Here is an 11,920-nt window from a genome sequence, read left to right on the forward strand (position 1 = left end):
ATGATTATCTATTTACTGCGCCGTATGCTGCTGCTGGTGATCACCCTGTTTCTGCTGTCGCTGGTGAGCTTCAGCCTGAGCTATTTCACCCCGAATGCGCCGCTGGAAGGCGCGTCGCTTCTCGATGCGTGGTGGTTCTGGACCCAGGGTTTGCTGCAGTTTGATTTTGGCGTCTCCAGCATTAACGGGCTGCCGGTTGATCTGCAGCTGCGTGAAGTCTTCCCCGCCACGCTGGAGCTGTGCGTGCTCGCGTTTATGCTCGCGCTGCTGGCCGGGATCCCGCTCGGTATCTGCGCCGGCGTCATGCGTAAAAAATGGCCGGACAGAGCGATCAGCGCGCTGGCGCTGCTGGGCTTTTCCATGCCGGTATTCTGGCTGGCGCTGCTGTTTACCCTGTTCTTTTCACTTACGCTCGGCTGGCTGCCGGTATCGGGTCGATTTGACCTGCTTTATCCGGTGCAGAATGTCACCGGGTTTGCGCTGATCGACGCCTGGCTGAGCCCGTCGCGCTGGCGTCATGAGATGCTGCTGAGCGCGCTGTCACATATGGTGCTGCCGGTAATCGTGCTCGCCGTAGCGCCCACCACTGAAGTGATCCGGCTGCTGCGCATCAGCACCAGTGAGGTGATGGATAAAAACTATGTTAAAGCGGCGGCCACCCGCGGCCTGTCGCGCTTCACCGTGATCCGCCGTCACGTGCTGCATAACGCCCTGCCGCCGGTGATCCCGCGGCTGGGGCTGCAATTTTCGACCATGCTGACGCTGGCGATGATCACCGAAGTCGTTTTCAACTGGCCGGGTCTGGGGCGCTGGCTGATTAACGCCATCCGCCAGCAGGATTATGCGGCCATTTCTGCCGGCGTAATGGTGGCGGGCGGGCTGGTGATTATCGTCAGCGTTCTCTCTGATATTCTTGGCGCCGCCCTGAATCCGCTAAAGCACAAGGAGTGGTATGCCCATCGATAACGTTTACGCCGAGAAGCGGCTGCCAAGCACGCTGCGCCTCAGCTGGCATCACTTCTACCGCGATACGGGCGCGATGATCGGCCTGTATGGCTTCGGCACGCTTCTGCTGCTCTGCCTGTTTGGCCGGCTGATCGCGCCGTACGGCATCGATCAGCAGTTTCTGGGCTATCAGCTGCTGCCGCCCTCCTGGTCACGCTATGGTGACGTCTCATTTTTCCTCGGTACTGATGACCTGGGTCGTGATGTGCTGAGCCGCCTGCTGAGCGGCGTGGCGCCGACGGTGGGTTCCGCGCTGATGGTGACGCTGCTGGCCGCGCTGGCCGCGCTGCTGCTGGGTATTCTGGCGGGCATGACGCGCGGCGTGCGTTCCGCCGTGATGAACCACGTTCTGGATACGCTGCTGTCAATTCCGTCACTGCTGCTGGCGATTATCGTGGTTGCTTTTCTCGGGCCGCAGCTGGCGCACGCCATGCTGGCGGTGCTGCTGGCGCTGATCCCGCGGCTGGTACGGGAGATCTACACCGCCGTGCACGATGAGCTGGAGAAAGAGTATGTCGTGGCGCTGCGTCTGGACGGCGCCCGCAATCTCAGCATTCTCTGGAACGCAGTGCTGCCCAACATTCTGCCGCTGCTGATTGGTGAGTTTACCCGCTCACTGTCAATGGCCATTCTTGATATCGCCGCGCTGGGCTTCCTGGACCTGGGCGCGCAGCTCCCTTCGCCGGAATGGGGAGCGATGCTGGGAGATGCGCTGGAGCTGATCTATGTTGCGCCCTGGACGGTGATGCTGCCGGGTGCGGCGCTGATGATAAGCGTCCTGATCGTTAATCTGCTGGGCGACGGTATCCGTCGCGCGGTTGAGGCGGGAGCTGAATAATGCCGTTACTGGATATCCGCAATCTGACGATTGAATTTATGACGCCGGAAGGCCCGGTCAAGGCGGTGGATCGCATTAATCTGACGCTGAGCGAGGGAGAGATCCGCGGGCTGGTGGGTGAATCAGGTTCCGGAAAAAGCCTGGTGGCTAAAGCGATCTGCGGCGTAACGAAAGATAACTGGCGCGTAACCGCCGATCGCATGGTGTTTGACGACATCGATCTGCAGCGTCTTTCCCCGCGCGAACGACGTAAAATCATGGGGCACAATGTCTCGATGATTTTTCAGGAGCCGCAATCCTGTCTCGATCCCTCGGAGAGCGTCGGCCGCCAGCTGATGCAGGCGATCCCACGCTGGACGCATAAGGGCCGCTGGTATCAGCGCCTGTGGTTCTGGCGTAAAGCACGCGCTATTGAATTACTGCACCGGGTAGGTATTCGCGATCACAAAGATATTATGCGCAGCTTTCCCTACGAACTTACCGAGGGCGAGTGTCAGAAAGTGATGATAGCGATTGCGCTGGCAAATCAGCCGCGCCTGCTGATTGCCGATGAGCCAACTAACGCCATGGAGCCTACTACCCAGGCGCAGATATTTCGCCTGCTGAGCCGCCTGAACCAGAATAACAACACCACGATTCTGCTGATCAGCCACGATCTGCGCACCATGAGCAAATGGGCTGACCGCATTAACGTGATGTATTGCGGACAGACGGTGGAGACCGCGCAGAGCGAGGAGCTGATGAGCACGCCGCACCACCCCTATACCCAGGCGCTGATCCGCGCCATGCCCGATTTTGGCAGCGCGCTGCCGCATAAAAGCCGTCTGAACACGCTCTCCGGCGCGATTCCGTCGCTGGAGCATCTGCCGATTGGCTGCCGGCTCGGCCCGCGCTGCCCCTACGCGCAGCGCAAATGCGTTGAAACGCCGCGCCTGACCGGCAGTAAATCGCATCTGTTTGCCTGTCACTTTCCGCTTAACCGGGAGCGTCAGTAATGGAAACCCTGCTGGAAGTACGCAACCTGAGCAAAACCTATCGCTATCGCACCGGGCTGTTTCGTCGCCAGCACGTCGAGGCGGTAAAAAATGTCAGTTTCACGCTGCGTGAAAAGCAGACGCTGGCAATCATTGGCGAGAACGGCTCCGGCAAATCAACGCTGGCCAAGATGCTGAGCGGCATGGTGGCTCCCAGTGCCGGTGAAATGCTGATTGACGATCACCCGCTGAGCTACGGCGACTACGGCTATCGCAGCCAGCGCATCCGGATGATTTTTCAGGACCCGTCGACCTCGCTCAATCCGCGCCAGCGCGTCAGTCAGATCCTCGACCTGCCGCTGCGTCTGAACACGGAGCTGGATGATGAGGCGCGCGAGCAGCGTATTATCAGCACGCTGCGTCAGGTCGGGCTGCTGCGCGACCATGCAGGATACTATCCGCATATGCTGGCGCCGGGCCAGAAGCAGCGCCTGGCGCTGGCGCGAGCGCTGATCCTGCAGCCCAAAGTGATCGTGGCCGATGAGGCGCTCGCCTCGCTGGATATGACCATGCGCTCTCAGCTGGTTAACCTGATGCTGGAGCTGCAGGAGAAACATGGCATCGCCTATATCTACGTCACGCAGCATCTTGGCATGATGAAACATATCAGCGATCAGGTGCTGGTGATGCATCAGGGTGAAGTGGTTGAGCGCGGCGGCACCGCAGATGTTTTAGCCTCGCCGCTGCATGAGCTGACCAAAAGGCTCATCGCCAGCCACTTTGGTGAAGCGCTGACCGCTGAAGCCTGGCGGCGCGCGCTCTGAATGGCGCCCGTCTCGCGGAAAACGCGGTGCGGTTTACCGTATTTGACACAGACGTGCTAGAATCCGCACGTCGATTAACGTCGGTCGTATACTTTTTAATCATCGCGACCGCCAACAACAATGACCATAAGGATTACAGCTATGGGTTTTCTTTCCGGTAAGCGCATTCTGATTACTGGCGTTGCCAGTAAACTCTCCATCGCCTACGGTATTGCGCAGGCGATGCATAAGCAGGGCGCAGAACTGGCTTTCACCTACCAGAACGACAAACTGAAAGGTCGTGTGGAAGAGTTCGCTAAAGAATTGGGTTCAGACATTGTTCTGCCTTGCGATGTGGCAGAAGATGAGAGCATCACTGCCCTGTTCACTGAGCTGGCAAAAACCTGGCCAAAATTTGACGGTTTCGTGCACTCTATCGGCTTTGCCCCGGGCGATCAGCTGGATGGTGACTACGTCAACGCCGTGACCCGCGAAGGCTTCAAAATCGCGCACGACATCAGCGCTTACAGCTTTGTGGCGATGGCCAAAGAGTGCCGCGCGATGCTGAACCCGAATGCAGCCCTGCTGACCCTCTCTTATCTGGGCGCAGAGCGTGCTATTCCAAACTACAACGTTATGGGTCTGGCGAAAGCGTCGCTGGAAGCTAACGTACGCTACATGGCTAACGCAATGGGTCCGGAAGGCGTGCGCGTCAACGCCGTATCTGCGGGTCCAATCCGTACCCTGGCAGCCTCCGGCATCAAAGATTTCCGTAAGATGCTCTCCCACTGTGAAGCAGTTACCCCGATTCGCCGTACGGTGACCATTGAAGACGTAGGTAACTCTGCGGCCTTCCTGTGCTCCGACCTGGCAGGTGGTATCACCGGTGAAGTTGTTCACGTTGATGGCGGCTTTAGCATTGCTGCGATGAACGAGCTGGAACTGAAATAAGTTCTGCAGGGGCGAGCCTGACTCGCCCCACTCCCTCTCTGACCGCACTATATACCCATTCGATATTAATTATTCCCCTTCATTCTTTTGCCTGCGCCTGACCATCAGCGACGATAAGCCTGCCCCCGAGTGGCGACACGCTTTTCAGAATTTCCCGTCGTACGCTCAGCCCGAATTTAGCGAAAGGATGGATTATGGAACAACGCCGTTTTACCGGCCATAACCTCTGGCTGTATGAAAGCCAGGCTCGCCCATACACCTCCACCACCGCCCCGCTGGTCCCCGAGGCCGCCCTAGTTAACGATAGATTTCTGCTCGGTTTGCAGCAGGAAGCAACGGTTTTACAGCCGCTGTTTCGTCATTTTCAGCCGGCGCTGCTGGCGGCTCGCGATGTCAGCCAGCTGCTGTTTCCTGACAGCCTGACGGCGTCGCAAACGCATACGCTGACACTCTATGACCGGCTGAGCGCGGCCCTGACGGTCGCCCAGGTAGCGGGCGTTCAGCGCCTGTGCAATCACTACTCAGCGCGCCTTAACCCGCTCCCCGGTCCCGACTCTTCCCGCGAGAGCAACAATCGCCTGACGCAGATGACGCAGTATGCCCGTCAGCTGGCGATGCAGCCGGCGCTGATTAACGCCCACAGCCTCGGTGCACTGGAGGCGGTGGGACTGACAGAACCCGATATCATCACGCTGACCCAGATTATCGGTTTCACAGGATTTCAGGCGCGGATGGTGGCTGGCGTGCAGGCGCTGCTGGCACAGCCGGTACGCTGGATCCCCGGCGCATCAGTGCCGCCCGACGCCTGCGCCACGCTGTTTGCTGACGATCATCTCTGCTCGCCCGGGCTGAAGCCGCTGGAGCGACGCTACGCCAGCCCGCAGCAGCTGAGCGCGCAGGCTGACTGTCTGAATGATAGCGATCTGGAGCCGCTGAGCTGGCTGCTGATGTATGATGCGCCGGTTCTGAGCGGCCTGCAGCGCCTGAAACAGCAGATGATATCGGTTAACCCGGAGGCGGAAGCGCTGGCGCTGGCGGTCAGCGCGCGTATTCACGGCTGTCGTCAGCGTTTTACACGCTACGCCGGTGAGCGGCGTGAAGCGTTGCTGGCTGACGCGGCGCATAATCGCGATGCAGTGGCTGCGCTGAGCGGGCAGCTGACGCGTCAGCCCGATCGGTTCAGTGCCGCCCACCTGCAGCCGCTGATCAATAGCGGCTGGGATCATACCGCCCTGTTTACGCTGTTGCAGAGAGTGGCGCTGGCCAGCTGGGAGGACCGGCTTACTATGGCGCTGGCAGAGACGCGTCAGTCATGAAGATGGCGGCGCGCCTCATCAAAAAAGTGCTGCGCCAGCGGTGAAGCACGCCCCGGCTCTGCGATCACCAGCGCAGCCTGCCGTCCCATCGGAGCCATATCGATCGGGCGGCGCGCCAGATTCTGCAGCAGCTCTGGCAGCAGATGTCCGCACGGTGAAACCATCACGCCGAGACCAACCTGCGCGCTCTGTAGCAGCTGCATAATGGATGCGCTCTCAACGATCACACGCGGCAGCAGGCCGGTTTCGCGCAGCTGCCCGTCCAGATAACGCCGGAAATAGCGCGTGGGTTCAGCCAGACAGAGCGGCTGCGCCGCCAAAGTATGCAGTGAGAGCCGCTGCTGCTTCAGCAGCGCCGGAAAGTGCTGCGGGTTAAAAATCGCTTCCACTCCGCCGTCGTTCAGCAGTGCCGTCTGAAAGTGCAGTTCGCGCAGAGCGGTCAGCTCAAAAAAGCCGATCCCGCCGTCAACGGTATGGCTGTTTAGCGCTTCCAGTAGTTGATCGGCGCTCATCGCTGCGACGCGATAGTCCAGCTGAGGATAGCGCGCCTCGACCGCTTTAAGCAGCGCCGGCAGCGCCACGCTGCACTGCGGCATTACGCCCAGCCGCAGCGTACCGTTTACGCCATGTTTGAGGGATTCAACTTCCAGCTTCAGCCCCTGATAAACGGAAACAATTTCCCGCGCCCAGGTCAGCACCCGCTCACCTTCCGGGGTAAAGCCATCAAAGTTATTACTGCGGTTAATCAGCGATAACCCCAGCTCACGCTCGAGATTTTTGAGCCGCATTGAGAGCGTGGGCTGGCTGACAAAACTCGCTTCTGCCGCCCGGCCAAAATGGCGCTCCCGCTCAAGATTACACAGGTAAATTAATTGTTTTATGTCTATTTTGATTACCTATCAATGGCTTATGCAACACTTAATCATTCACTTAGCGTTTATACACGTCCCGAAATGAACATCTGTTTGAGGTAAGGATCGCAGATCCCAAAGAGGTTTCCGGCGGCAATATAAAAGCGCGGCTGATGCAGAACTTTGGTTATCAAAGAATCGGGCTGGACCGCCGTCGGGGATTTTAACCCCGCTCTCTGCCCTAAGTAGCCAGCGCTCTGTCCAATGAGCTAACGGCGGATAACTGCGGTGCCTGATGTGTTCAGATTGCTGTTAAAGCAGCTGGTGAGCCTTGCCCAACGGCAAACTGATACTGCCCGCGAAGGCAATTTAACGCATGATCTGATTATAACATATTCGTTACCCGGTGACGCCAGGATTGAGCAAAACAGAGGGGCAAGCGCGGTCCGGCAAGCTGTCAGCTTACCCTGCCTGAGCCGGTAAGCGATACGGACTGGGGATAACTCATAAGCATTCATGATAAATAAACATTTACTTATAGGATTATTCTGATACATTAGGTGTGCAAAGATTGCACACAGCAAAAGGACTATAAAAATGAAAAAAGTCGCCACGCTTCTGGTTTTAACTGCAGCATTTGTTTTTTCAACGGCAGCGGTTGCCTGTCCTAAAGGGACCCACCCTCACGGCGGTACCGGCTCGCACCATGCTGGCGGTACGTGTTACTGATTCCTGTAAGTGCGTTGACAGGATAAAGAGCCGGCATTGTTCTCAGCCAGCCCACCGACAGGTGGGTTTTTTTATGCACTCTGCGCTTTATGACCGGTAAGCGCTGCGCACAAAAAAGCTGCCCGCAGGCAGCTTCAGGGTAATGCCCTACCCGGCGCTTATCTCCGGCACTCGCAATGGCTTAGCTCTTGAAAGGGCAGCGCCACTATCGCAAATATCCGCCCGACGCTTTTAACAATGATTGCGATCCTCACTATTAGCAGGCTTATAAATCAGCTTACTCCGAGCGCCTGTTTGACTTCATTCGCAATTTTTTCAACCTGCGGGCCATAGATCACCTGCACATCATGTTCCGTGACGCGGTTAACGCCGTTAGCCCCGGTGGAAAGCAGCGTCTGATCAACGACCTCATTCATTGCTTTGACGCGTACCCGCAGGCGGGTAAAACAGCAATCGACTTCCTCTATATTCGCTTCGCCGCCCAGGCCGCTGATAATGACTCGGGTACGCTCGTCTGCCGTGACCTGCGCCGGCTTCTGCTCATCTTCACTCTCGCGTCCCGGCGTCTCTACCCGCATACGCGTGATGACCAGGCGAAACAGATAGTAATAAAGCGGCGCGTAACAGGCGCCCAGCACCAGCGTCCACCACCAGTGGGTCTTACTGCCGCCGAGAATGCCGAACACCACCAGATCGATAGCGCCGCCCTGTACGTTGCCAATCATCAGGTGCAGCATCGACATCAGCATAAACGAGAGGCCGGTCAGCAGCGCATGCAGCACATAAAGTACCGGTGAAACAAAGATAAAACAGAACTCCAGCGGCTCAGTAATACCGGTAGTAAATGAGGTCAGCGCCCCTGCCAGCACCAGCGCTTTTACCCGCTGCTTATGCTCCGGGCGCGCCGTATGGTAGATCGCCAGGGCGGCGGCGGGCAGACCAAACATCATGACCGGGATTTTGCCCTGCGCCAGAAACTGCGTGGCGGTGCGTACGGTATCATCCGGAATCGCCCCCGGATGCGTCAGCGAACTGTTAAAGATATTGAGCGCGCCGACGACGCTCTGCCCCTCGACGGTGGCCATCCCGCCAATCGGGGTAAAGCGCACCGTCTCGTTCAGAATATGGTGCAGGCCGGTCGGGATCAGCAGTCGTTCACACGCCCCCAGCAGAAAAGCGCCATACTGCCCGCTTTTACCAATCATCTCGCCGACCCAGGCAATACCGGCTCCGATAGTCGGCCAGATGAGCGCCAGCAGCACACCCGCCAGCGGCAGCACAACCACGGTAATAATCGGCACAAAGCGGCGTCCGCCAAAAAAGCTGATCGCCACCGGAAGCTGCTGGGTATAGAAGCGGTTGTGCAGTACTACCGTAAGCAGCCCGGCAATCACCCCGCCCAGTACGCTCATGTTGTAGGTAAAAATGCCCAGCATCTGGATATATTCTGCCGACAGCATCATCGCGCTGGTTTGATCCATTCCCGCCTGCTGCAGCGCCTGCGGCGTGGTGGTTGCGGCGGTCAGCCCTTTGGCTGCGAGGGTAGCGCTGATGCCTGTGTTCATCATCAGATAACCAATGACGGCGGCAAAAGCGGCCGTGGGTTTCTCCGCTTTCGCCAGCCCGATTGCGCTGGCAACGGCAAAGAATAGCGGCAGGTTGGCAAAAAGTGCACCGGCAACTTTGCGGATAAAGCCGATGATCAGCTGTGGCACCTGCATCTGTGCAAAGGCTTCACCGGTGATCGCCGGGTTCTGCAGCGCGGCGGCCAGTCCGAGAAATATGCCAGCGGCGGCGATAACCGAGATAGGCATCATCAGCGCTTTACCAAACGCGTGGATCTGGCTGGTGAGTTGTTTCATGACGCGCTCCTTCACACGGTGAAAGAGCAATTATTAGCCACTATTGCGCTGCTTACGCAGCAGCGTGTCTCTCAGAGCTAAGGTAATTTGAAGCAGCTCACAGTTTGCCACCATGGCGATAAACGCCGCCTATCGCTCAATTAAGTCAATCAATTAGACAACCTCTGTTCTCAGTCGCACACTTCTTTTCAACAGAAGACATATTCTGATAACAACTCATAAACAATAAGCCTGCGACTACCATGAAATTTAAACGTAAAATTCAGCCTTACCGCGCTGCTGCCGGCGGCTGGGGTTCACTGGAAGCGACCACCCGTTTCGTATTTGACAGCAAAGCTGCCCTGAAAAATATGCGTAACCTGATGCGCATGAACAAAGCGCGCGGCTTCGACTGCCCCGGCTGTGCCTGGGGCGATGATAATAAAAGTACGTTTAGCTTCTGCGAGAACGGCGCTAAAGCGGTGACCTGGGAAGCGACGCGACGCGTGGTCGAGCCTGAATTTTTTGCTCAGCACAGCGTCAGCACGCTCTATCAGCAGAGCGACTATTTTCTTGAGTATCAGGGGCGTCTGACGCACCCGATGCGCTATAACAGCACCACCGATCACTATGAACCCATCAGCTGGGATGCGGCGTTTGCGCTGATTGCTCAGCACCTGAAAGCGATGGACCATCCCGATCAGCTGGAACTCTACACTTCCGGACGTGCCAGCAATGAAGCCTCCTGGCTCTACCAGCTGTTTGGTCGTGTGATGGGCACCAATAACTTCCCTGACTGCTCCAACATGTGCCATGAAGCCAGCGGCAGCGGCCTGAAACGCAGCATCGGTGTCGGAAAAGGCACTATTCGTCTTGACGACTTCGATCACGCTAACGCCATTTTTGTGCTCGGGCAAAACCCGGGGACCAACCATCCGCGTATGCTGCACAGCCTGCGTCACGCTGCCGATCACGGCGCTAAGATTGTGACATTTAATACCCTGCGTGAACGTGGTCTGGAGCGCTTTGCCGATCCGCAAAAGCCGCTGGAAGTGGTCACATCCAAAGCTGGTACCATCAGTTCTGCCTACTATCAGCCCAACCTCGGTGGCGATATGGCCGCCCTGCGTGGCATGGTGAAAGCGCTGCTGGAAGTGGAGCGCGCGCGTCTTGCCGCCGGTGAGCCGGGTATTTTCGATCGGACATTTATCGCCGCAAACACGCAGGGCGTTGAAGCCTATCTGGACGCGGTAGATAACACCTCGTGGCAGCAGATCGTGCAGCAGTCAGGCCTGAGCGAGGCGCAGATCCGCGAAGCGGCAGCCATTTATCAGAGCGCGGAACGGGTGATTATCACCTGGGCGATGGGGATCACGCAGCATAAGCACTCCGTCGATACCGTACGCGAAATCGTCAACCTGCAGCTGCTGTTTGGTCAGCTGGGTAAAAAAGGTGCCGGCCTTTGCCCGGTGCGTGGCCACAGCAACGTGCAGGGCAACCGCACCATGGGCATCGATGAAAAGCCTTCTAAGCCTTTCCTTGATGCCATGGGCGCCCATTTTGGTTTTGAACCCCCGCGCAATGCCGGTCACAATACCGTTGAAGCGCTGGGCGCCATGCTGCGTGATGAAGTGAAAGTGCTGATTGCTCTCGGCGGCAATCTGGCGGCGGCAGCGCCTGACTCTCCGGTTACGGAAGCCGCGCTGCAGCACTGTGGTCTGACGGTGCATATCAGCACCAAGCTCAACCGCAGTCATCTGGTGCCGGGTCATGAAGGGCTGATCCTGCCTACGCTGGGCCGCACCGAGCGCGATCGTCAGGCTGGCGGTAACCAGTTCATTACCGTTGAGGACTCATTCAGTATGGTTCACGCTTCAGAAGGCGTGGGCATCCCGCTGGCGGAGACACAGCGTTCAGAAACCGCCATTGTGGCGGGTATCGCCCATGCGACGCTGGGCAGTGAGCATATCGACTGGCTTGGCATGGCGGCAGACTACAATATTATCCGCGATCATATCGCCGCGACGATCCCGGGCTTTGCAGATTTCAATACAAAGTGCGACCAGCCTGGTGGTTTTTATCTCGGCAACGCGGCGGCAGAGCTGCGCTTTAATACGCCATCACAGCGTGCGGAATTCAGCGCGTCCGCGCTGCCCGACTCGCTGTTTCCTCAGCTCGGCAGCGACGTGACCGTACCGTTTACGCTACAGACGCTGCGTTCACATGACCAGTACAACACCACAATTTACGGTCTCGACGATCGCTATCGCGGCGTCTATGGTCAGCGTGAAGTGGTGTTTATTCATCCTGAGGATATGGCGGCGCTGGGCTTTACCGAAGGCCAGCAGGTGGATATTGAAACCCTCTGGAATGATGGCCTGACCCGCCGCGTCAGCGGCTTTAAACTGGTGCCTTATAATATTCCGCGCGGCAATCTTGCAGCCTACTATCCGGAAACTAACCCGCTGGTACCGCTCTCAAGCTACGGCGATATCAGCGGGACGCCGACCTCTAAATCGGTGCCGGTGAAGCTCACGCTTAGCGCCGCCCTGCCCACGCAGCGCATCGCCTGATTACGCGTTACTCTCTGAAACAAAAGCCGCGCTCTGCGG

The 11,920-nt window shown here is 57.8% G+C and carries 9 protein-coding genes and 1 tRNA gene; 7 read left to right on the forward strand and 3 right to left on the reverse strand.

The window, feature by feature from the left end; translation table 11 throughout:
* The 6 genes from sapB to AC2CF9_RS02695 all read left to right on the forward strand — a co-directional run bounded on the left by sapB (position 1) and on the right by AC2CF9_RS02695 (position 5,887).
* Positions 1-966, forward strand: a complete 966-nt coding sequence (gene sapB, locus AC2CF9_RS02670; protein WP_150016206.1) for a putrescine export ABC transporter permease SapB — start codon at positions 1-3, stop codon at positions 964-966.
* Positions 953-1,843: a putrescine export ABC transporter permease SapC gene (sapC, locus tag AC2CF9_RS02675; protein WP_150016207.1), complete on the forward strand. Its 891-nt coding sequence runs from the start codon at positions 953-955 to the stop codon at positions 1,841-1,843. The genes sapB and sapC overlap by 14 nt, the downstream gene beginning before the upstream one ends.
* Positions 1,843-2,838 carry a putrescine export ABC transporter ATP-binding protein SapD gene (gene sapD / locus AC2CF9_RS02680; RefSeq protein ID WP_039384513.1) on the forward strand — a complete coding sequence of 332 codons (996 nt, stop codon included), beginning with the start codon at positions 1,843-1,845 and terminating at the stop codon, positions 2,836-2,838. Before sapC ends, sapD begins: the two co-directional genes overlap by 1 nt.
* Positions 2,838-3,641 carry a putrescine export ABC transporter ATP-binding protein SapF gene (sapF, locus tag AC2CF9_RS02685; RefSeq protein WP_039384515.1) on the forward strand — a complete coding sequence of 268 codons (804 nt, stop codon included), beginning with the start codon at positions 2,838-2,840 and terminating at the stop codon, positions 3,639-3,641. Before sapD ends, sapF begins: the two co-directional genes overlap by 1 nt.
* Positions 3,642-3,782: 141 nt before the next feature.
* Positions 3,783-4,571 carry an enoyl-ACP reductase FabI gene (gene fabI / locus AC2CF9_RS02690; protein ID WP_039384517.1) on the forward strand — a complete coding sequence of 263 codons (789 nt, stop codon included), beginning with the start codon at positions 3,783-3,785 and terminating at the stop codon, positions 4,569-4,571.
* Between the two features lie 194 nt (positions 4,572-4,765).
* On the forward strand, positions 4,766-5,887 hold the full coding sequence (locus AC2CF9_RS02695; RefSeq protein ID WP_150016209.1) for a CMD domain-containing protein: 1,122 nt from the start codon (positions 4,766-4,768) through the stop codon (positions 5,885-5,887).
* Here AC2CF9_RS02695 and AC2CF9_RS02700 read toward each other — a convergent pair.
* From AC2CF9_RS02700 to AC2CF9_RS02710, 3 genes are all read right to left on the reverse strand, one after another.
* Positions 5,878-6,774 (reverse strand): LysR family transcriptional regulator, encoded by an 897-nt coding sequence (locus tag AC2CF9_RS02700; protein WP_150016210.1) that lies wholly within the window; start codon positions 6,772-6,774, stop codon positions 5,878-5,880. The genes AC2CF9_RS02695 and AC2CF9_RS02700 overlap by 10 nt on opposite strands.
* 168 nt (positions 6,775-6,942) lie before the next feature.
* A tRNA-Lys gene (locus tag AC2CF9_RS02705) sits at positions 6,943-7,017 on the reverse strand.
* A 722-nt stretch (positions 7,018-7,739) separates the two neighbouring features.
* Complete coding sequence (locus tag AC2CF9_RS02710; protein ID WP_150016217.1) at positions 7,740-9,329, reverse strand: PTS transporter subunit EIIC; 1,590 nt, start codon at positions 9,327-9,329, stop codon at positions 7,740-7,742.
* A gap of 242 nt (positions 9,330-9,571) precedes the next feature.
* On the opposite strand from AC2CF9_RS02710, the gene AC2CF9_RS02715 reads away from it, so the two are divergent.
* Positions 9,572-11,881, forward strand: a complete 2,310-nt coding sequence (locus tag AC2CF9_RS02715; RefSeq protein WP_484556208.1) for an FdhF/YdeP family oxidoreductase — start codon at positions 9,572-9,574, stop codon at positions 11,879-11,881.
* Positions 11,882-11,920 lie beyond the last annotated feature (39 nt).

The organism is Pantoea sp. SYBGC1 (genome assembly GCF_057197005.1).

Excerpts from the sequence above, each read along its gene's own strand:
- sapB (WP_150016206.1), top strand. The coding sequence starts at position 1 with ATGATTATCTATTTACTGCGCCGTATGCTGCTGCTGGTGATCACCCTG.
- sapC (WP_150016207.1), top strand. The coding sequence starts at position 953 with ATGCCCATCGATAACGTTTACGCCGAGAAGCGGCTGCCAAGCACGCTG.
- sapD (WP_039384513.1), top strand. The coding sequence starts at position 1,843 with ATGCCGTTACTGGATATCCGCAATCTGACGATTGAATTTATGACGCCG.
- sapF (WP_039384515.1), top strand. The coding sequence starts at position 2,838 with ATGGAAACCCTGCTGGAAGTACGCAACCTGAGCAAAACCTATCGCTAT.
- fabI (WP_039384517.1), top strand. The coding sequence starts at position 3,783 with ATGGGTTTTCTTTCCGGTAAGCGCATTCTGATTACTGGCGTTGCCAGT.
- AC2CF9_RS02695 (WP_150016209.1), top strand. The coding sequence starts at position 4,766 with ATGGAACAACGCCGTTTTACCGGCCATAACCTCTGGCTGTATGAAAGC.
- AC2CF9_RS02710 (WP_150016217.1), bottom strand. The coding sequence starts at position 9,329 with ATGAAACAACTCACCAGCCAGATCCACGCGTTTGGTAAAGCGCTGATG.
- AC2CF9_RS02715 (WP_484556208.1), top strand. The coding sequence starts at position 9,572 with ATGAAATTTAAACGTAAAATTCAGCCTTACCGCGCTGCTGCCGGCGGC.